General features: G+C 34.4%; 17 protein-coding genes, 1 riboswitch and 1 other annotated feature. Of the genes, 3 read left to right on the top strand and 14 right to left on the bottom strand.

Going from position 1 to position 21606, the window contains the following annotated elements; genetic code table 11:
• Nucleotides 1–13 precede the first annotated feature (13 nt).
• From rplI to hutH, 8 genes are all read right to left on the bottom strand, one after another.
• Nucleotides 14–460, bottom strand: coding sequence for a 50S ribosomal protein L9 (gene rplI / locus D9V42_RS05565; RefSeq protein ID WP_017723688.1), 447 nt, complete (start codon nucleotides 458–460; stop codon nucleotides 14–16).
• Entirely contained in the window at nucleotides 457–2424 is a 1968-nt protein-coding gene (locus tag D9V42_RS05560) for a DHH family phosphoesterase (RefSeq protein ID WP_122063650.1), read from the bottom strand. The genes rplI and D9V42_RS05560 overlap by 4 nt, the downstream gene beginning before the upstream one ends.
• Before the next feature lie 14 nt (nucleotides 2425–2438).
• A complete protein-coding gene (locus D9V42_RS05555; protein ID WP_172592900.1) occupies nucleotides 2439–3365 on the bottom strand; it encodes a DUF2232 domain-containing protein in 927 nt (308 codons plus the stop codon).
• A 303-nt stretch (nucleotides 3366–3668) separates the two neighbouring features.
• On the bottom strand, nucleotides 3669–4637 hold the full coding sequence (gene metX, locus D9V42_RS05550; RefSeq protein WP_107554712.1) for a homoserine O-acetyltransferase MetX: 969 nt from the start codon (nucleotides 4635–4637) through the stop codon (nucleotides 3669–3671).
• 60 nt (nucleotides 4638–4697) lie between these two features.
• Nucleotides 4698–4797, bottom strand: a riboswitch (SAM riboswitch).
• A 131-nt stretch (nucleotides 4798–4928) separates the two neighbouring features.
• Entirely contained in the window at nucleotides 4929–5258 is a 330-nt protein-coding gene (locus D9V42_RS05545) for an AzlD domain-containing protein (RefSeq protein ID WP_107529967.1), read from the bottom strand.
• Nucleotides 5255–5956 (bottom strand): AzlC family ABC transporter permease, encoded by a 702-nt coding sequence (locus tag D9V42_RS05540; protein ID WP_122063648.1) that lies wholly within the window; start codon nucleotides 5954–5956, stop codon nucleotides 5255–5257. Before D9V42_RS05540 ends, D9V42_RS05545 begins: the two co-directional genes overlap by 4 nt.
• 339 nt (nucleotides 5957–6295) lie before the next feature.
• Nucleotides 6296–7579, bottom strand: a complete 1284-nt coding sequence (serS, locus tag D9V42_RS05535) for a serine--tRNA ligase (protein ID WP_122063645.1) — start codon at nucleotides 7577–7579, stop codon at nucleotides 6296–6298.
• 65 nt (nucleotides 7580–7644) lie between these two features.
• Nucleotides 7645–7833, bottom strand: a binding site (T-box leader).
• A gap of 61 nt (nucleotides 7834–7894) precedes the next feature.
• Nucleotides 7895–9412: a histidine ammonia-lyase gene (gene hutH / locus D9V42_RS05530; RefSeq protein WP_107554715.1), complete on the bottom strand. Its 1518-nt coding sequence runs from the start codon at nucleotides 9410–9412 to the stop codon at nucleotides 7895–7897.
• Between the two features lie 390 nt (nucleotides 9413–9802).
• On the opposite strand from hutH, the gene D9V42_RS05525 reads away from it, so the two are divergent.
• Nucleotides 9803–10618, top strand: a complete 816-nt coding sequence (locus D9V42_RS05525) for an NAD(P)H-hydrate dehydratase (protein ID WP_017723680.1) — start codon at nucleotides 9803–9805, stop codon at nucleotides 10616–10618.
• 44 nt (nucleotides 10619–10662) lie between these two features.
• Here the strand turns inward: D9V42_RS05525 and gyrA are convergent, their stop codons facing one another.
• The 6 genes from gyrA to dnaA form a co-directional block, all read right to left on the bottom strand.
• The gene (gene gyrA, locus D9V42_RS05520) at nucleotides 10663–13377 is read right to left on the bottom strand and encodes a DNA gyrase subunit A (RefSeq protein WP_122063642.1); all 2715 of its coding nucleotides are present in this window, start codon (nucleotides 13375–13377) and stop codon (nucleotides 10663–10665) included.
• Between the two features lie 34 nt (nucleotides 13378–13411).
• Entirely contained in the window at nucleotides 13412–15346 is a 1935-nt protein-coding gene (gyrB, locus tag D9V42_RS05515; protein ID WP_172592890.1) for a DNA topoisomerase (ATP-hydrolyzing) subunit B, read from the bottom strand.
• Between the two features lie 12 nt (nucleotides 15347–15358).
• Complete coding sequence (recF, locus tag D9V42_RS05510; RefSeq protein ID WP_107554718.1) at nucleotides 15359–16474, bottom strand: DNA replication/repair protein RecF; 1116 nt, start codon at nucleotides 16472–16474, stop codon at nucleotides 15359–15361.
• Nucleotides 16471–16704, bottom strand: coding sequence for a S4 domain-containing protein YaaA (gene yaaA / locus D9V42_RS05505; protein ID WP_171914394.1), 234 nt, complete (start codon nucleotides 16702–16704; stop codon nucleotides 16471–16473). Before yaaA ends, recF begins: the two co-directional genes overlap by 4 nt.
• Nucleotides 16705–17379: 675 nt before the next feature.
• Nucleotides 17380–18513 (bottom strand): DNA polymerase III subunit beta, encoded by a 1134-nt coding sequence (gene dnaN / locus D9V42_RS05500; protein ID WP_026113537.1) that lies wholly within the window; start codon nucleotides 18511–18513, stop codon nucleotides 17380–17382.
• Nucleotides 18514–18755: 242 nt separating this feature from the next.
• Complete coding sequence (gene dnaA, locus D9V42_RS05495; RefSeq protein WP_017723675.1) at nucleotides 18756–20123, bottom strand: chromosomal replication initiator protein DnaA; 1368 nt, start codon at nucleotides 20121–20123, stop codon at nucleotides 18756–18758.
• Nucleotides 20124–20858: 735 nt separating this feature from the next.
• Between dnaA and rpmH the strand changes: the two genes are divergently transcribed.
• The gene (rpmH, locus tag D9V42_RS05490) at nucleotides 20859–20996 is read left to right on the top strand and encodes a 50S ribosomal protein L34 (RefSeq protein WP_000240855.1); all 138 of its coding nucleotides are present in this window, start codon (nucleotides 20859–20861) and stop codon (nucleotides 20994–20996) included.
• Between the two features lie 173 nt (nucleotides 20997–21169).
• Complete coding sequence (gene rnpA / locus D9V42_RS05485) at nucleotides 21170–21514, top strand: ribonuclease P protein component (protein ID WP_107554728.1); 345 nt, start codon at nucleotides 21170–21172, stop codon at nucleotides 21512–21514.
• Nucleotides 21515–21606 lie beyond the last annotated feature (92 nt).

Raw genomic sequence — 21606 nt, 5'->3', positions numbered from 1 at the left:
TCTCAATCCACTATTATTGTTCAACTGTGTGTACACGGATTGTACCTTCAACTTCTTTATCTAGTTTAACTGGTACATTAGTGTAACCTAATGCATGGATACCGTTTGGTAAATCCATTTTACGCTTATCAATTTTAATGTTGTGTTGTTCTTGTAATGCTTGCGTGATTTGTTTCGTACTTACTGAACCAAACAATTTACCGCCTTCGCCTGTTTTAGCAGACACTTCGACTTCAATTTCACTTAATTGTGCTTTTAATTGTTTAGCATCTTCAATTTCTTGTTGACGCTCTGCTTCAGCAGCTTTATTTTTTTGTTCTAATTGTTTTAAATTACCAGGTGTTGCTTCTATTGCATAATTTTTCTTTAATAAGAAGTTATTTGCATAACCTACTGGTACGTCTTTAACTTCACCTTTTTTACCTTTACCTTTTACATCTTGTGTGAATATTACTTTCATGCATTTTCACTCCTACTCATTTGTTCTGTTATAGCTTGTTGTAATTGTTCTATTGCTTCATCCACTGTTACATCTTTTAACTGTGTGGCTGCATTCGTTAAATGACCACCACCGCCAAGTGCTTCCATTGTTAATTGCACATTGACAGCACCAAGTGAGCGGGCAGACATACCTATTACATTTTCTTCTCTTCTTGCAATTACGTACGAAGCCTCTACACCATCTAAACTTAACAGTTCATCGGCAGCTTGTGCAACTGTAACAGGATGATAAATTTTATCATTCGAACCATGTGCAATAGCCACACCATTTTCTTGTAATTTCACTGTTTGAATCAACTCGGTACGATTGATATACGTATCAAGATCATCTTTCAAGAAATGTTGTGTCAATATTGTATCTGCGCCGTGTGCACGTAAGTAACTTGCAGCATCGAAAGTTCTAGAACCTGTTCGTAGCGTGAAGTTACGCGTATCTACAATAATACCTGCAAACATGACTGTCGATTCTAAACGCGTTAATCGTTGTTCTGTCGGTTGATACTCAAGTAGTTCTGTCACGAGTTCTGCAGTTGAACTTGCATATGGTTCCATATAAACAAGCAACGGACTCGAAATAAAGCTCTCACCACGTCTATGATGATCAATAACCACTTTACGGTTAGCTTTATTTAAAATGTTCTCATCGATGACCATTTCAGGTTTATGCGTATCTACAATGACTAATGTTGTCTTAGATGTCATAATATCCCATGCTTCATCCGATGTGATAAAACGGTCCTTTAATTCTGGTTTTTCATTTACTGCATCCATAACACGTCGTAATGTTGGATCAATGTCAGAATCATTTAAGACGATATAAGCATCTAGGTTATTCATCATCGCAAAACGTGACACACCAATTGCACCACCGATGGCATCTAAGTCAGGGCGTTTATGTCCCATAATGATAACTTTGTCGCCTTCCATCAGAATATCTTTAAGCGCATGTGATATAACACGTGCTCTAACACGTGTACGTTTTTCCATTGGGTCAGTCTTACCGCCATAGAAACGTACATTGCCGTTCATATGCTTGATAGCAACCTGGTCACCACCACGTCCTAGCGCTAAGTCTAGTCCTGATTGTGATAATTCACCTAAATCTATTAAATCTTCAGATCCTTCACCGACACCGATACTTAAAGTTAGCTGTGCACGGTAGCCGACACTCTTTTCACGCAACTGACTTAAAATACTAAAGTTTGTTGCTTCTATGTTGTTTAATATATCTTGATTTAAATAAGCAACAAATTGATCTGAGCTATAACGTTTGAAATAAATGTTATGCTCACTAGCCCATCTACTAATCACACGTGTAACCATCGAGTTAATCTCTGATTTTTGTGTGTCATTCATATTTTGCGTAATCTCGTCATAATTATCTAAGAACAATGTAGCAATAATCGGTTTAGAGTCTTCATATAGCTTATTTGTCTGTACTTCTTCAGTAATATCAAAGAAATACAATACATGTTCTTTTTCAGAATAACGTACGCGGTAGTGGTACTCATTTTCAGAAATCTCAACTTCTTGTGTTTTTTCTAATTGTTTTAAGATATTAGGATATACTTCATTAACTGGATCGGAAATTACATTACGCGTTAAGCGTTCCGACATAAATTTGTTCATCCACTCTATGTTTTCATTTTCATCTAAGATAATCATTCCAATTGGCAAACTTTTAATTGCGATATTATTGCCTGCCGAAATATGGCCACTTAGATTATCAACATAGCTATCTAGTTTCTGTAAAGCTCGTCTTACCATTATTGCTGTCCCTACGATAATAATCACTAATACAACTGTCGCTATGCCTGCAATGAGCTGGTTAAAAACAAACCAAACTACTACAAGTGCAATTGCTGTGAGCGCCATAATAATAAATGGTAAAACTAACGCTTTTTTAGTGGATTGACGGTTCATTCTTCCACCTCAAATCATTTTTTAATGATACTTTTTAAGTTAATACACAAATCTATAACACCCAGGAGACTTACAATATGTGTTAATGGCATTAAAGCTGTCCCTATAACCATGAATAACACAGAAAGTGCGGTTGGCATTGATTTTGCCTTTCCGAAAAAGTGAATAACACTTAAGCCCTGAATATACATACATAATGATAACACAATTTCAAAGTTTAAAACGATACTTTGGAAAGTCCCTGGTTGGCTCGAAAACATAACACAAATCAAGACGATAATATACATCCATAATAGTGAACGCTTCATTTGCCAAGCATATAACGGTTTAAATATTGGTGTAGCGATTTTGAACTTACGTAAAATTGGAAAAGTAATAATTAAATTGATTAAAATAAGTAGAAATACTGTGATAATGACATAACTTGGTAACTGAACTGACATCTGGCGGAAGCCTTCTTCAAGCATTTGCTTATATTCTGCAGTTCCCGCAATTCCAGAAACAACGTTATGCATGTAATCTTTCACTGGTTTCATTAAAACTGTAGAGCTTGGTATTTTATCAAACGTTTGTAGTCCCATAAACGCAATTAACGAGAACATACTAATATATGTAGTTGTTATATAAAGTATGCGTTCTTTAGATGTACGTTCTTTTAATAATTGGCCGATAACAAAACTCACTAAGAGTATGATGACCATAGTACTTAACACAAATATATTACCTAGTAATGTTGTTAATACCACTGTAATGACTGCTGTTAAACCAAATGATTCAATAGACTTATGCCATAAGATAATGCCTGGAATTGTTGCAAAGATACCTAACACCAGGCCTAACGGAGGTAATATATGTAAAGCTAAAGCCACTACGATTAGCGTTAGTATACTAAGCACAGTTACTTTAGGATATATTTTTGAAAACAATTTCGCCACTCCCATACTATTTTTGACTATAACTATTATTTTAACCTCTTTAAAACTTTTATACAATTATTGGCAATCCAAATACAGAAGATAACGATATACTATACTTTCCATAATTATAAACATATAAATGACTGAACTCATCAACACTTCACGGTATTACATTTCTAATGTTACTACTTTTAATTTCACTTTACGTCACCACAACTTGAATACTTGTACCAAAAAAAGGATGTACTATATATGTCAGTCTACCCTCCCCTATCGAAAGTAGTCATATAGCTTCATCCTAAAAATTAATATATTAAAGTCGTTAAATCATTTTCTTTTAATTTTATATACTTTTAAAAAGTGATATAGATTAGGCGCCCAGTCATTAAAATTCAGTAAGAAACCATCATGACCTACGTTATCTGGTACAAAGAAATGTTTGTGATATTTAAAACGGTTCCCCACGGCACGTACTAAGTCATCTGGATATAACAAATCATCTGTAAAGCCCATTGTCATTACTTTAGTGTCTAGGTTACTAAAAACTTCATCTACATCATTGCGTCCTCTATCAACGTCATGACTATCTAAGACGTCTAGGAGTGTTAAATAGCATAAAGAATCAAAATGATTCATAAATTTATTGCCTTGATGTTTTTGGTAGGTTACAACTTGATCTGGTGAGAAACGTTTATCATAACTTTTAGACGAACGGTATGTTAAAAAACCTAACTGCCTTGCAATACTCATGCCCTCTTTATTGTCTAAATGAATAGCCTGTCTCGCTATCTCATTAAACGCACGACTATAGGATGATGTTTTATCTGTAGCTGCGAGAATCACTGCCTTTTCAACATCAAATTTACGATTATATAATAATTCTATTGCTTGCATGCCACCTAACGAACCACCGATTAATATGTTAATTCTTTCGAAACCTAATGTTTCAATTCCTAATTCTATAGCACGTACGATATCTCTTAACGTAAGTGTCTCAGGAAAGTTTGGCTCTGTTAATGCAGAACTTGAACCATAAGGACTTCCAATAACATTAAATGTCAAAAACTGGTAATCATTAATTGGCATATAACCACCATCAATAATCCCTCTCCACCATCCAGGGTTTTCATTTGTACCATACGTTAAGTGATTACCTGTTAAAGCATGACAAACCACCACAAGTGGTTGCCCTTTTAACCCTACATGTTCATAACGTAGTTTTAAGTTTGAGATGAATTCACCTGACTCCGTTGTGAATGGCCCTAGTTCTAATGTATCAACCGTATAATTCGTCATGTTTTACCTCCTACTTAGTAAAAAAACTCCTCACTCATAAAATAAGTAAGAAGTTAAAAGTACTTATCATTCGAGTGTATCGATGGTATTAGCACCGTACTTTATAAGCCGGTTGCTGAAGCGTCTACGGGCCAAGTCCCTCAGCTTCTCGAAATAAGATTTGATTTTAATTGTATTAAAGATAAGCGCATTAATTCAGATAAAATTAAAGTGTTAATGTAATCTGAAATATCTTAATTTTCTAATTATTTATAGTTTAACGGATAATATAACTTACTTCAATAGGATTGTTTAAAATACCCAACGTAACACTGCCATAATGATAATGCCACTAAGTATAGTGATTGTTAAGCTGCGTGATATCACAGCAATAATAATAGTTGGGAGCATCGTTATTAAGAACGGCACATTAATGCTATAACCCATCACACCTTCTTGTTGCTCTATTAATCCATCGATGATTAAGGCAGTGAATAATGTAATTGGTATAAATGATAGCCATTTAATAACACGTTCAGATAACTTTATTTTAGTTATCAAGATAAAGGGAATAATTCGTGTAAGCCACGTTACCACACCACATAATACGATAATTGTTAACACATGTATCGTCGTTGTCATCGTTCCATCACCACTCCAATCAACGCTGCAATAGTCGAAGCTAATATGATAGCTAAATATGAAGGCATAAACAAGCTTAAACTAAACATCATTACAATCACACATATAATCAATACAAAATATATGTTTATCTTCGAGCGTCTTATCGACTCAAATTGTGAGACAGCTAAGAATATAAACATAGCGGTAATTGCAAAATCTAATCCTAACGCTTCTGGTTGATGTATGTATTTACCAAAGACTGCACCAATTATACATGCAAATGTCCAAAAGACATATGCCGTTATATTTAATCCATGCAACCAACGATCATTAATCTTCTCACCTTTTAAATGTGGTGTAATAGCTACACCGAATGTTTCGTCTGTTACTAATGTAGAAAGACCAATTCTATTTAATAAACTATAGTTTTTATAACTTGGCGCAAGTGTCATGCTTAATAAAAACATTCTTGAGTTCACAATGAATGTCGTCAATATAATTGCAGATATGGGCGTGCCAGAAATAACAAGTGCACAAATAATAAACTGTGCAGCGCCCGCATACACTAGCAAGCAAAGTAAAATAATTTCCAACATACTAAATCCCGATGCCACTGCTACAATTCCAAAAGACAGGCCAACACCAGCATAACCTAACAAAGTAGGAATACATGCTTTTACACCTTGTTTAAAAGTAACATGCGCCTCATTGTCCATTTTTTCACCCTCTCACCTCAAACACTAAAAAACAGTAAATCCATTCTAATATAATAGTATAAAAATAAGCAATAGCCTTAGAGGGAAGTTTGTGTGAAGTAAGTCTAACGTTTGTCTTAAAACGTTGTTAGTACAATTATTTAAACATTTCAGAATCTTGTGTTTTTTATTAGACCTCCCTTTAAAAAAACACAGTTCCTGCAATCAAATTAACTATTTTAATAGTGCGTATTTATGTATTTCTTACACCCAACTTTTACAACTTTTACAAATCCCCTACCCTCTCCGTAAATATAAAAAAGTGCGTAGCTAATACTTTAGCTACGCACTTTTAATAATTTATTTAATAGGACGGATGACTGTTTTACCACCCATATATGGCACTAATGCTTCTGGTATTGTTACAGAACCATCTTCATTTTGATAATTTTCAACTATTGCAGCAAACGTACGTCCAACTGCTAAACCACTACCATTAAGTGTATGTGCTAATTCTGGTTTAGCACTTTTATCACGTTTAAAACGAATATTTGAACGACGTGCTTGGAAATCAGTAATATTTGAACAAGAACTTATTTCTTTATATTCATTATAACTTGGCAACCAAACTTCTAAATCATAAGTTTTACTTGAGCCAAAACCAATATCACCTGTACATAAAATAACACGACGGTATGGTAAGCCTAATTCTTCTAAAATTGCTTCTGCATGTTCAGTCATTTCATCTAAAGCCTGCCAAGAATCTTCTGGTTTTTCAAAACGAACCATTTCAACTTTATCGAACTGATGCAAACGGATAAGACCTCTAGTATCACGACCAGCTGAACCCGCTTCACTACGATAGCATGCTGATTGAGCAGTGAATTTAGCTGGTAATTCATCCGGTCCGATAATTTCATTACGGTAATAATTTGTCAACGGCACCTCTGCAGTAGGTATTGTATATAGTCCTTCTTTTTCAACTTTAAACAAGTCTTCTTCAAACTTAGGTAATTGCCCAGTACCATACATTGAATCAGCGTTAACTAATTGTGGTACCATCATTTCTGTATAACCATGTTGTGTTGTATGTTTCGTAATCATATAGTTCATTAATGCTCTTTCTAATTGTGCGCCTTCCCCTGTTAAGAAGACGAATCTAGCTCCAGATACTTTAGCTGCACGTTCAAAATTAACCATTTTTAATTCTTCTACTAAATCCCAATGTGCTTTTTCTTCAAAATCAAAAGTTCTTGGCGTACCCCAACGTTTAACTTCTACGTTATCTTCGTCTGTAGCACCTTCAGGCACATCATCCTGAATTATATTTGGAATGCGTGATAATTTATCGTTAAGATCCACATCAACTTGATTAAGCGTATCATCTAAAACTTTAATTTCATCACCAAGCTTACGCATTGCTGCGATTGCATGATCTGCATCTTCTTTGTTACGTTTCTTCTGAGCAATTTCACCACTAACTTTATTACGTTCAGCTTTCATTTCTTCAGCTTTACTAATTAACTGACGACGCTGTTCATCTAATTCTAGTACTTCATCTACTACTGTATCTTCCATACCACGCTTAGCTACTTTTTCTTTAACGAAATCAGGGTCATTACGAAATAATTTAATATCTAACATAACTTCATCCATCCTTTCAATTTTTAAAATTTGGGATAAACACGCAAAAAAGACCACATCCCTCTACAAGGGACGTGGTCTACGTGTTGCCACCCTATTTAACAGTCTAAATTAGACTGCACTCTCACAAAAATAACGGTTAAATCCGATTGTTCTTTAATAGTAGGTAGATTCACATTAACCTTGGCTACCTGTTCACACTCAACACAGGCTCTCTGAAACCGAAAAATTAATACTACTTATCCTACGAACAATGACTTATTAAGTTAAATTAAATATAGCAAATAACTTCATTTTTTTCAAGAGTGATAGTATTTATGTCAATGATATCTCATCCATATAAGCAACATCACGCAAATATTGTGATACTGCTTCAATATCCTTATGGAATTGTCTATCTTCTGTGATAGATGGCACAATATGACGTAGTTCTTGATATTTTTCATAAGTCTTAGGTGATAACTTATCAATATCTTTATATTCAACAGCTTGCAGAGCGATGATTGTTTCAATGGCCAATACACGACGCGCATTTTCAATCATTTGATAGCCATGTCTTGAAGCTATAGTACCCATGGAAACATGATCTTCTTGGTTAGCGGAAGAAGGTATAGAATCAACACTTGCTGGGTGTGCGAGTGTTTTATTTTCTGAAACAAGACTTGCTGCTGCATACTGCATAATCATTGCACCACTTTGTAATCCTGGTTGTGGACTTAAAAAGGCCGGCAATCCATTATTTAATTGAGGATTTACCAAGCGTTCTAGACGTCTCTCTGAAACGTTCGCTAATTCACTGACACCTAGTTTTAAAAAGTCTAAAGCAAACGCTATAGGTTGACCATGAAAATTCCCCCCTGAGATAACAAGTGTTTCATCACCTTCATCAAATATAAGTGGATTGTCATTTGCAGCATTCATTTCGAACTCTAATTTTTCCTTCACATAATTGAATACTTGGAAGCTAGCACCATGAATTTGAGGTATACAGCGCAAAGTATAAGCATCCTGTACACGTATTTCACCTTGTGTCGTCGTCAATTCTGAACCTTCCAACCAGTCTAACATTCTGGCCGCAACATCAATTTGTTCTTGGAAATTACGAGCTTTATGTACCTTGTCATTATAGGCATCTGTAATACCATTTAAAGCTTGGTGTGTAAGGGAGGCAATCCACTCCGCTTGATAACCTAGAGCTTCCGCTTCTATATAATTTATAACCCCTTGAGCGGTCATTGCTTGTGTGCCATTAATCAACGCAAGACCTTCTTTAGCTTGTAACTCTAAAGCTTTGTGATTTAACTGATTTAAGACATACCGACTGTCTACTTCTTCACCTTTATAAAAGACATTACCTTCTCCTATTAATGCCAAAGCCAAATGTGATAGTGGCGCCAAATCTCCCGAAGCACCTAATGATCCTTGTTGCGGAATAACAGGTATAATTCTTTCATTGATGTAATATAGTAGTTGTTCTACTAAATCTACAGTTGCACCAGAGTGCCCTTTTAATAACGTATTCAATCTTAATACCATCATCACTAATGCAACTTCTTCTGAAAATGGTTTCCCCATACCACATGCATGTGAACGAATTAAGTTGACTTGTAATTGGTTGTATTCTCCTTCGTCTATACGTACATCACTGAACAAACCAAAGCCAGTTGTAATCCCATAAATTGTTTCTTTATTCTCTATAATATCTTCAACTGTTTGGCGACTCTTTTTCACACGTTCAAATGCATCTTCCGTAACTTCTACCTTATCTTCTCTGTTTAAAAACTGTTTAATATCGTTAATCGTTAATGTTTCCCCATTAAGTTGTAATGTCATTTTCCCATCTCCTCGCTTAATATTTTTCTCTAATTATTTTGAGTATACGCTTACATTTTTTGCTGGACAATAGCTTAACCAATATCCGTAACATGGTATTAAATTACTGTTTTAATGGGATAAAGCTGTAATAAAAATAAGTTTATTGAAATTTATAATTTCTTAACGCTTTTAACTATTGACTAATAGGACAACCAGGTATAATATTTCTTATTGTATTTATAATTCCTATTACGAAAACAATAGAAAAGTAACTGAAATACAAATCGTTCTGCAATTGTTATAATCGCTATTAAAAGCAGAACCTCTTTAAGATGTTAGTCAGTTCATTTTCTTTATTAAAATACAGAAATTTACACACATTCAGTAATTTAAGAAGGGGGTTTCAATATGGAAACTTTATCATCAGTGAGCATTCCAAAACGTAAAGATGAAACACATAAAGGTGATTATGGTAGAATTCTTTTAATTGGTGGTAATGCGAACTTAGGTGGTGCAATCATGCTTGCAGCACGAGCATGTGTATACAGTGGTAGTGGTTTAATAACAGTAGCAACTCATCCCACAAATCATGCTGCTTTGCATTCACGTTGTCCAGAGGCAATGGTAATCGATATAAATGATACAAAAATGTTAACAAAAATGATTGAAAACACAGATTGTATTTTAATCGGTCCTGGATTAGGTTGTGATTTTAAAGGTAATAATGCAATTACTTTCCTACTTCAAAATATACAACCTCATCAAACTTTGATAGTAGATGGTGATGCTATTACGATTTTCAGTAAATTGAAACCTGAGATTCCAACTTGTAAAGTCATATTCACACCGCATCAAAAAGAGTGGGAACGTTTAAGTGGTATCCCGATAGATGAACAAACTTATGAACGTAACCGTGAAGCGGTAGACCGTATTGGTGCAACAATTATACTGAAGATGCACGGTACAGAACTTTACTTTAAAGATAAAGATTACAAGCTACCTATTGGTACACCAGCGATGGCTACTGGAGGCATGGGTGATACTTTATCTGGTATGATAACTAGCTTCGTTGGACAATTTAATGATATCGAAGAAGCTGTTACAAGTGCGACATATACACACAGTTTTATTGGCGAACAATTAGCTGAAAAAATGTATGTCGTTCCGCCTTCTAGACTAATCAGTGAGATTCCAATCGCTATGAAATCATTAGAAAATGAATAATATAAAAAGACCTACCTCAGATGAGGTAGGTCTTTTAGTTAGCGTTATTCTTCTTCGTTGTCTTCATCAGTTCCATGATCCGCGTTGTCTATATCTTCATTAACACGATCCATGAAGTCTTGTCTTACTTCTTGTCGTTCATCATTGTTTGACGTATTTTCCTCGTCTTCAACTTCTGTGTGAATCGCATTTCCTGGCGCATCATCTTCTACAATGTTTTCACTATTTTGTGAACCTTGTAAATCAGTTTGTGATACATTGTCATTGTCTACATCAGAGGCTATAGCTTCAGTTGATTCATCAGCTTCTTTAATTTCATCTTCATCATTTACTTTAGCCACTGTTGATACAATTTGGTTGTCACCTAATTTAATCAATCTTACACCCTGGGCAGCACGACCATTTTGCGAGATATCTTCTACATCAATACGAATAATGACACCTGAATTTGTTACAACCATCAGGTCTTCTTCTCCAGTTACTGAAGTAATACATACAATGTTACCGTTACGCTCAGTAATTGTAGCTGTTTTTATACCTTTACCGCCACGGTTTGATAATCTATAATCACCGACTGGGGTACGTTTACCGTATCCATTTTCAGTAACGACTAGAATCTCTTCATCGCTCTCAGCATTAGTGACATCTAAACCGACCACTTTATCATCTTCTCTAAGTGTAATACCTTTAACTCCTGCTGCTGTACGACCAAGCGGACGTAATGTAGTTTCGTTAAAGCGTATTAGTGATGCATGAGATGTACCAATCAGAATGTCTTGTTCTCCATCAGTGAGACGAACAGCAATCAGTTCATCATCATTTTTGAAGCTAATCGCAATCTTACCGTTTTTATTGATATGAGAGAAGTTACTCAATGCAGAACGCTTCACTCTACCTTTGAGTGTTGCAAATACTAAGTAATCGTCTTCACTTTCTAAGTCTTTAACGGCAATCATAGTACTGATTGATTCGTCATTATCTAGTTCAATTGCGTTGACTACTGGGATACCTTTAGACTGACGTGATAGTTCAGGCACTTCATAACCTTTAAGTTTGTACACGCGTCCTTTATTAGTAAAGAACAATACGTTGTCGTGCGTACTTAACGTTACGAGTTGACTAACAAAGTCTTCCTCAAGTGTATTCATACCTTGTACGCCACGCCCACCACGATGTTGTGCTCTATATGTAGAAACTGGTAAACGTTTAATATAGTTATTGTGACTTAATGTAATCACGATTTGTTCTTCAGGTATTAAATCTTCATCTTCGATATCATCTAATCCGCCAAGTTGAATTTCAGATCTACGTTCGTCACCATAACGTTCACGTATATCGATTAATTCATTGCGGACGATTTGTAATAATTTTTCTTCATCAGCAAGAATCTCTTTTAATTCCTCGATATAAGCTATTAATTCATTATATTCAGATTCAATCTTGTCTCGCTCTAAACCTGTCAAACGTCTTAAACGCATGTCTAAGATAGCTTGAGCTTGACGTTCAGATAATTTAAATTGTGCTTGTAAGCTAGCCATCGCTACTTTATCAGTTTCTGATTCACGGATCACTCGAATGATTTCATCGATATGGTCTAATGCAATTCTTAGTCCTTCTAAAATATGTGCGCGATCTAATGCTTTCTTCAAGTTGTATTCTGTACGTCTACGTACCACTACTTTTTGATGCTCTAAATATGCTTCTAAAGCTTCTTTCAGTGAAATTAATTTAGGTCTGCCGTTAACTAAAGCAATCATATTCACACCAAATGATGTTTGTAATGGCGTTTGTTTATATAAATTATTTAGTACAACACTTGCGTTTGCATCTTTACGAATGTCAATAACAACACGTACACCTGTACGTAAACTTGTTTCGTCACGTAAATCTGTGATACCTTCAATCTTTTTATCACGTGCTAATTCAGCAATTTTTTCAATCATACGTGCTTTATTTACTTGATATGGGACTTCTGTAACGACGATGCGTTGACGTCCGCCACCACGTTCTTCAATTTCAGCACGAGAACGCATTTGAATAGATCCACGACCTGTTTCAAAGGCGCGACGAATACCACTCTTTCCAAGTATAATTCCCGCCGTTGGGAAGTCAGGTCCTTGAACATCTTCCATCAATTCCGCAATAGTAATATCAGGGTTATAACTTAAACTCAATACACCATTAATAACTTCTGTTAAATTATGTGGTGGAATATTTGTAGCCATACCTACTGCAATCCCTGAAGCACCATTAACTAGTAAGTTTGGGAACCTTGATGGTAAGACTGCCGGCTCTCTCTCATTACCATCGTAGTTATCTATAAAATCAATCGTATCTTTGTTTATATCTCTAAGCATTTCTAATGTAATCTTAGACATACGTGCTTCAGTATAACGCATCGCTGCTGCGCCATCGCCATCCATTGAACCAAAGTTACCTTGTCCATCAATTAAAGGATATCGATAGCTGAAGTCTTGTGCCATTCTTACCATTGCTTCATAAATAGATGAGTCACCATGTGGGTGATATTTACCCATTACGTCCCCAACAATACGGGCAGACTTCTTGTATGACTTATCTGGTGTCATACCTTGTTCATGCAAACCATACAATATACGTCGATGTACTGGTTTCAAACCATCTCTAACATCTGGTAAAGCACGTGATACAATAACGCTCATCGCATAATCTAAAAATGATTCGCGCATCTCACTCGTTATATTTCGTTCATTAATTCTTGATTCAGGTAATTCAGCCATCAAGATATCCTCCTTCAAAATTCAGTTCATTGTATTAGAAATCTAGGTTGGCATAGACTGCGTTATCTTCAATAAACTGTCTACGATTCTCAACAACGTCTCCCATGAGCATTTCAAAAACTTGATCTGCCTCTATCGCGTCATCTAATGATACTTGTAACATAGCTCTATTTTCTGGGTTCATTGTTGTTTCCCACAATTGGTCTGCGTTCATTTCACCAAGACCTTTATAACGTGCAATTGACCATTTCGGCGTAGGATCTAACTCAGCTTTAAGTTTTTCCAACTCACGTTCATTAAACACGTAATACTTTTGTTTACCTTGTGTCAATTTGAATAAAGGTGGTTGAGCAATATATACATAGCCTGCTTCTATTAACGGTCTCATAAAGCGATAGAAGAACGTTAATAACAACGTTCTGATATGCGCACCATCGACGTCAGCATCAGTCATTAATACAATTTTGTGGTAACGAGCTTTACTTAAATCAAATTCTCCACCAATCCCTGTACCAAATGCTGTAATCATAGAACGGATTTCATTATTATTTAATATTCTATCTAAGCGAGCTTTTTCAACGTTTAATATCTTACCACGCAATGGTAAAATTGCTTGCGTTTCTGAGTCTCTACCTGATTTTGTAGACCCGCCGGCAGAGTCACCCTCTACGATAAAGATTTCACTTCTGGAAGGATCTTTACTAGAACAGTCTGCAAGTTTACCTGGTAAACTCGAAATTTCTAAAGCAGATTTACGACGTGTCACTTCGCGTGCTTTTTTCGCAGCAAGACGTGCGTGAGAAGCCATAATACCTTTTTCAACAACAATGCGTCCTACTTGCGGGTGCTCTAATAAGAAGCGCTCGAACAACTCAGAGAATAATTTATCAACAACTTGACGTACCTCAGAGTTACCTAATTTTGTTTTTGTTTGCCCTTCAAATTGTGGATCGCCATGTTTGATTGAGACAATCGCTGTTAAACCTTCACGTGTATCTTCACCTGAAAGTCTCTCTTTATCATCTTTGATAATTTTACTACTTATACCATAACTATTTAATACACGAGAAAGTGCTCGTTTAAAGCCTTCTTCATGTGTACCACCTTCATAAGTGTGTATGTTATTCGCATAAGTCAATAAGTTAGTTGCGAAGCCTTTGTTGTATTGTAACGCTATTTCAACCTCAATATCATCCTTTGTTTGATGGACATATATAGGCTCCTCATGTAATGGCTCTTTGTTTTCATTTAACATCTCAACGTAAGACTTAATACCACCTTCGTAGTGATAAGTGTCTTCTCTGACTTCTTCACCACGTTCATCTCTTAAAGTAATTGAAATGCCTTTATTTAAGAAAGCAAGTTCTCTTGTACGTTGTTGTAATGTCTCATAGTGATATTCAGTCGTCTCTGTAAAAATCTCAGGGTCCGCTTTAAAACGAATCACTGTACCAGTATTATCATCTTCTGTTTCTTCAACTACTTTCAAGTCGAATTGAGGAACACCCTTTTTATAAGCTTGATGATAAACTTGACGATCTTTATATACATAAACTTCCAAGTCTTCAGATAAGGCGTTAACTACAGAAGAACCTACACCATGTAGACCACCAGAAACTTTGTATCCGCCGCCGCCGAATTTACCACCGGCATGAAGTACTGTTAAAATAACTTCAACTGCTGGACGTCCCATTTTTTCTTGTATACCTACTGGAATACCACGCCCATTATCTGTTACTTTAATCCAATTATCTTTTTCAATAACAACTTCGATTTGGTTAGCATACCCTGCAAGTGCTTCATCAATACTATTATCGACAATTTCCCATACAAGATGGTGTAAACCTTTTTCTGAAGTTGATCCTATATACATACCAGGTCTTTTACGTACCGCTTCTAGACCTTCTAATACTTGTATCTGTCCAGCACCATAATCTTCCGTGTTGTTCACATCTGACAATGCTTCCACCTTCACTTTCTGTTACTTTATAATTTCGCCTTGGTTAATGCGATAAAGTTTAGCGTTTTTCATAATTTCATGTTCTATACCATCTACGGATGTCGTCGTTACAAAAGTCTGCACTTTATGTTGAATAGTGCTCAATAAATGAGATTGACGCGAATCATCTAATTCACTTAATACATCATCTAGCAATAATATTGGATACTCACCGACTTCAATATTCATCAACTCAATTTCTGCGAGTTTTATTGATAGCGCCGTTGTTCGCTGTTGACCTTGCGAACCATATGTCTGAGCGTCCATACCATTTACATTAAAACCTAAATCATCTCTGTGAGGACCATATAAACATACGCCTCTATCTTTCTCACGTTCCATATTGTCATTAAGTAAAGTTAAGACTTCCTCTAAGCGTTCCGTCTCACTTTGTTCTCCATCTGCCAATTTAATGCTTGGCAAGTACTCTAGTGACAATGTTTCACGTTCATTGGTAATACCAGAATGGATAGGTTTAGCTAGTGATTCAAGTTCTTTAATAAAATGTTCACGTCTTTGTGTAATTTTGAGCGCATACTCTGCAAATTGTTGATTTAAGACTTCTAGCATTGTGCTGTCCGTCTTTTGACCATATTGCAGTTGCTTCAAATAATTATTTTTTTGTTTTAAAATCCTCTGATATTGTGATAAATCATTTAAATATACCGCAGATATTTGACCAAGTTCCATGTCTATAAATCTGCGTCTAACTTGTGGCGATCCTTTGACAATGTTTAAATCTTCAGGCGCAAACAATACGACATTTAAATGACCTATATATTGTGTCAGTCTACTTTGCTCTAAGTGATTGATTTTAACTTGCTTGCCTTTTTTGGTAATATACATCGTTAAAGGCATGTCGCCATATCTATAGCTAAGTTCACCTTCTATTTTAGCATAATCACTATTGAAACGTATCAGTTCTTTGTCATTAGATGTTCGATGACTTTTTGCTAATGCTAAGGTATATATTGATTCAAGTAAGTTTGTCTTCCCTTGAGCATTTTCACCAATCAAAATATTTACGTCAGGATGACAATTTAAACTGATTGACTCGTAATTTCGATAATGCTCTAGTTGGAGTTTCTTTAATTTCATTCTTCACCTTGATGTAAAATCAAAAATGAACCGACTTCTGGTATAACAATGCTATCTCGATGATTTAATTTTTTACCACGACGTGTTTCACGCTCGTCATTAATCATGACGTCAAAATCTTGTAAGAACCATTTTGCTTGTCCGCCAGATTCGATAATACCTTCTGTCTTTAGAAATTGTCCTAAAGTAATGTCCCCATCAACGATTACTTCTTCAACCAAATCAATCACTCCATTTCTTTTAAGCTCACTTATATATTATACCTTTTTTTACGAAAAATTTCATGTAAAATACAGTGAGTAAGCGATTTCTTTCAACTTATTTTAACTATTTTTTTATATTTAGTTTCAAAGTTGTTTATAACAGCTCTTTACTAATAATATTATATCAAAAATTAATGATTAATAATCTATTTCCTTAAAATTAATATCAATCTATGTACAAATCATTATTAAAAAACAAATTAAAAGTGTTGCTATAAAATTCATGATTTTTATGTGCTTAACCAAAATTTGCATTTTAAGCTATTTTTTAGCGTATTTTTTTGAATTACGATGTTCGGTCCACTAATGTCTATTTTTTGCTTATATTGGCTTTCTACATGCTTCTAATCATTAAAATTTATTTTACCTTCTCTTAATCTACTCACTTTCTAGCATTATCCCTTTCTTGTATACACGTTTTAATGTGTCACATTACTTTTATTCTGTTAAATTTCCATAAAAAAAGGAACGGACAGAAACCAATATACAAATTGGTTTCATAGTCTCGCTCCTGCAAAGTTAATCAGTCAGTTAATAAAATAGTTTAAATATGGCTTAGTTAACTGTTTCATGCTATGCATATAAAATTATATGCTACTTAATTTAGTTGCTATGGCTCACTTATTCACACTTAATACTAACTTAGTAGGTTCTAATTGGTAAAATAAGTTGTGTAACTGAGTCATCATCTTTTGGTTTTAAAATAAATGGTTTCATAGTTCCGAAAAATTCTATTTCCACTTCATCGTTATCAATGGCTTTAAGTGCATCCATCATATATTTTGAGTTGAAAGAAATTTTTAAATTGCCCCCATCTACATTACTTGCTTTAACTTCTTCATTCACAGTACCAATTTCTGGAGATGTTGAAGATAATTCTACTAATTCATTACCTGTGCTTAATTTTATTACATTATTTCCGCCTTCACGTGCTAATAATGATGCACGATCAATTGCGTGATAGAATTCACCGTTATCAATGCCTAACTTAATTTCGTAATTTTCTGGGAATAAACGAGACGTATCAGGATAATGACCTTCTAATAAACGTGAAATAAAGTTTACGTTACCCACTTTGAAAAGTACTTGGTTAGATGCAAAGAAAATGTCGATATCATCTTCGTTGTCAGACATAATTTTATTTAATTCAGATAATGCCTTACCTGGAATGATGACATTTTTATTTTCAGAATCGTCTTCTAAAGCTACTTTTCTTACAGCCAAGCGGTGTGAATCAGTAGCCGTGCATATTAATTCATTATCTTGTATAAGCCAGTTAACACCAGTTAGTACTGGGCGTGTTTCTGAGGTGGACACTGCGAAATTCGTTTGTGCTATCACGTTTTTAAGTACTTTAACTGACAATTGAATTGCATCATCACGAGAAACTTGTGGTAATAACGGATATTGATCAGGATCTAAACCACTTAAATTAAATTCAGAATGACCAGATGTTATTAATGTTTGGAATTGTTCATTGGTAGATAATTTAACTTCTTTACCTGGTAATTTTTTAATAATGTCTACAAAGAAACGACCAGGAAGTACCACTGAGCCAGTTTCTGCAATTTCAATAATTGTTTCACCATCAACCTGTTTAGGGATAGTGATTTCTATTGATATTTCTGAATCAGATCCAGTAAGTATTACTTCGTTGTTTTTAACTTCAATTTTTATACCAGTTAAGATTGGTAATGTTGTTCTTGGTGAGATGGCTTTTAACGTGTCATTTAATTGATTAATAAAATAATCTCTTCTAATTGTGAATTCCATCATATTAAACTCCTTCCAGTCGTTTATATATTAAATTATATAGGTTTTAAAACAGTAGTAATAGTAGTAGGGCTTGTGGATTAGGGGATAACTCAAATTTAAGTGATAGTGTCGTCCTTTAAAGATTGTGGATAACTTGTGCACACTGTGTATGACTTTTACACATTATCCACAATTCACAAAAATAGTTCCATCATGTTATTCCTCAAATAAACTACCATAAAACTGTTATAGTACAGAATGCTTTACTGATTTCTTATTTCTTTTTCTAAATTTTCAACTTCTTGTTTAAATGTTGGATCATTTTGTATATCTTTTACAATTTTCTCGTGTGCATGAATAACAGTAGTATGGTCACGTCCACCAAATTCTTCGCCAATTTTAGGAAGTGAAAAATCCGTTAATTCACGTGAAAGATACATCGCAATTTGTCTAGGATATGCAATCGATTTTGTACGTTTTTTGGCACTAAAGTCTTCAATTTTCACACTATAGTATTGGCCAACAATTTTTTGAATATCTTGTATGGTAATCTTTTTAGATTTAGGTGCTTGAATAATATCTTTCAACGCTGCAGCTGTTAATTCAGTTGTAATAGGTTGACCTTGTAATTTCGAAAATGCTAATACGCGAGTTAATGCACCTTCAAGTTCACGAATATTTGACTGAATTTGATTTGCAATATAAGTAAGTGCTTCAGTGGGAATATCTAAGTTTTCTTCGCCAATTTTTTTCTGTAAAATTGCCATTCTTGTTTCATAATCTGGCGGTGTAATATCAACGATTAGTCCCCATTCAAAACGTGAACGCAGTCGATCTTCAAGTTTAGCAATTTCTTTAGGCGGTCTATCACTAGAAATAACTATTTGCTTATTTGCTTGATGTAATTCATTAAACGTATGGAAGAATTCTTCCTGTGTCTGCTCTTTATTTTGAATAAATTGAATATCATCAATGAGAAGTACATCAATATTACGATATTTTTCTCTAAAACGTTCAGTCTTATTATCTCGAATAGATTTAATAAATTCATTGGTAAATTTTTCACTTGAGGTATAAATAACTTTAGCATCAGGATTGTTTGCTAATACATAATGGCCAATTGCATGCATCAAATGGGTTTTACCTAAACCAACGCCACCATAGATAAATAAAGGATTGTATGCTTGCGCAGGCGCTTCAGCAACTGCAAGACTTGCTGCGTGAGGAAATCTGTTGCCAGGTCCAATAACAAATGTTTCAAATGTATTATGCGTATTGAATTGCTCTCCACCAATCGCAGCTTCATCTACGCCAGGTGTATATTCTTTTTTGAATTGCTCAGCCTCATTAGTTTCTTGATTTTTACTTGGATTTAAGTTTTCCAATTCATCTTCTGTATAGAAAACAGGCATAATTTCATGACCAATGGCTTCATACAAGGCACTTTGAACAATTTCAACGTAATTCGATTTTAACCAATTAGCAACAAAAGGATCATCTATAACTACAATGGCTTCATTGTTTTGTAGTTGATAAAGTTTCGTATCTTTAAGAAAAGTTTGATAGCTGGGATAACTAACTTTTTCTTGAGCTAAGGTTAGAACTCTTTCCCAAATTTCTTTTTCTGACATAATAACTAACTCCAACTTTCGTAAATTTTAAAAGTTATACACAAAAGTAACAAGTGTAATTAAAAAGAATCACAGGCTGTTGATAATTATCCACAAGTTACACACAATCGGTGGATAACTAATCTAGTTCTATGATTTATACACAGACTTTTACAATATAATTTAATAAATTAAACCCTGTATCTATCAATATCTACATGACTTATCCACACAATTATACTTTTTAACATGAACCTCTGTCAAATGGGTGTGAATATGTTGTTAAATCGTATGGAATCCTGTGAATAATATATAATTTATCCACAAATATGTAATGTTCCACTGTGTATAAGTGGATAACTTTAAGGAATAAACAGTATACCAAATTTTTAGCATTTTGTGGGCTTGGGAAATAATTTATAAAACATGTATGAAAAATGTATAATGGAAAATAGGCATAGAGGGTTATGTTTAAAAGAGGGAGTATGATACAATTCAACAACAATATTGAAGTGATAGTTGTTAAGTTTCTTCATTATAAATAGTTAAAGAAATAGTATTATTGCTCTGAAGCTATTTTAGAAGCGCCACTTAAATTGATACTTGCTTTATAAAATATATTTTGTTATATTGTAGTAGTTGCTTGAATTATGACTAGAAATTAATAACAGTTAAATCAAGACTTAAAGGCAGAAACGTATATTAATTTATCTATTATAATAGTATAGAACCGAATAAAGATGGAGGTGTTTTTGCATGGTAAAACGTACTTATCAACCAAATAAACGTAAACATAGTAAAGTTCATGGTTTCAGAAAACGCATGAGCACAAAAAATGGTCGTAAAGTCTTGGCGCGTCGTCGTCGTAAAGGCCGTAAAGTATTATCAGCATAAGATCACTGACTCATCAGTGGTCTTTTTTTTGGTTTTAATTTAGCAAAATGATTATTGGATACGCTGATTTTAATTGTTGTTTTAAGTCAATGATGGATATAGATATAACATATATAGATATAACATATATAGATGTGAATATATGTAATGAATAGATAAGTGAGTGATGTTTGGTGGAGAAAGCGTACCGAATTAAAAAGAATAGTGATTTTCAATTCATTTATAAAAAAGGAAAATCAGTAGCTAATAAACAGTTTGTGGTATATACAAAAGTTAATAAAGAGCTAGAACATTTTCGATTAGGTATTAGTGTTTCTAAAAAGTTGGGTAATGCAGTTGTTAGAAATCGAATTAAGAGAGCAATTAGAGAAAACTTTAAAGTTCATAAGGAAGATATTATACCAATAGAAATTATTGTAATTGCAAGGCAACCAGCAAAACACATGGACACTTTACAAATACAGGCTAGCTTAGAACATGTTTTGAAAATAGCAAAAGTTTTTAACAAGCGTATTTGAGTAGGGTAGGGGAGGCTGAAATAAGACAGAAGTAAGTCTAACCTCAGACAAACCTAAGCCTTACCTTTGACATATATTTAAATTTTTCGAAA

It is taken from the genome of Staphylococcus pseudoxylosus (assembly GCF_003697915.1).
GTDB classification, from domain to species: domain Bacteria; phylum Bacillota; class Bacilli; order Staphylococcales; family Staphylococcaceae; genus Staphylococcus; species Staphylococcus pseudoxylosus.
This window is presented reverse-complemented; position numbering and strand designations above follow the sequence as displayed.

What these genes read in the sequence shown, in the direction of transcription:
- rplI (WP_017723688.1), bottom strand. Translation starts at nt 460, where the DNA reads ATGAAAGTAATATTCACACAAGATGTAAAAGGTAAAGGTAAAAAAGGT.
- D9V42_RS05560 (WP_122063650.1), bottom strand. Translation starts at nt 2,424, where the DNA reads ATGAACCGTCAATCCACTAAAAAAGCGTTAGTTTTACCATTTATTATT.
- D9V42_RS05555 (WP_172592900.1), bottom strand. Translation starts at nt 3,365, where the DNA reads ATGGGAGTGGCGAAATTGTTTTCAAAAATATATCCTAAAGTAACTGTG.
- metX (WP_107554712.1), bottom strand. Translation starts at nt 4,637, where the DNA reads ATGACGAATTATACGGTTGATACATTAGAACTAGGGCCATTCACAACG.
- D9V42_RS05545 (WP_107529967.1), bottom strand. Translation starts at nt 5,258, where the DNA reads ATGACAACGACGATACATGTGTTAACAATTATCGTATTATGTGGTGTG.
- D9V42_RS05540 (WP_122063648.1), bottom strand. Translation starts at nt 5,956, where the DNA reads ATGGACAATGAGGCGCATGTTACTTTTAAACAAGGTGTAAAAGCATGT.
- serS (WP_122063645.1), bottom strand. Translation starts at nt 7,579, where the DNA reads ATGTTAGATATTAAATTATTTCGTAATGACCCTGATTTCGTTAAAGAA.
- hutH (WP_107554715.1), bottom strand. Translation starts at nt 9,412, where the DNA reads ATGACATTACAACTTAATGGGGAAACATTAACGATTAACGATATTAAA.
- D9V42_RS05525 (WP_017723680.1), top strand. Translation starts at nt 9,803, where the DNA reads ATGGAAACTTTATCATCAGTGAGCATTCCAAAACGTAAAGATGAAACA.
- gyrA (WP_122063642.1), bottom strand. Translation starts at nt 13,377, where the DNA reads ATGGCTGAATTACCTGAATCAAGAATTAATGAACGAAATATAACGAGT.
- recF (WP_107554718.1), bottom strand. Translation starts at nt 16,474, where the DNA reads ATGAAATTAAAGAAACTCCAACTAGAGCATTATCGAAATTACGAGTCA.
- dnaN (WP_026113537.1), bottom strand. Translation starts at nt 18,513, where the DNA reads ATGATGGAATTCACAATTAGAAGAGATTATTTTATTAATCAATTAAAT.
- dnaA (WP_017723675.1), bottom strand. Translation starts at nt 20,123, where the DNA reads ATGTCAGAAAAAGAAATTTGGGAAAGAGTTCTAACCTTAGCTCAAGAA.
- rpmH (WP_000240855.1), top strand. Translation starts at nt 20,859, where the DNA reads ATGGTAAAACGTACTTATCAACCAAATAAACGTAAACATAGTAAAGTT.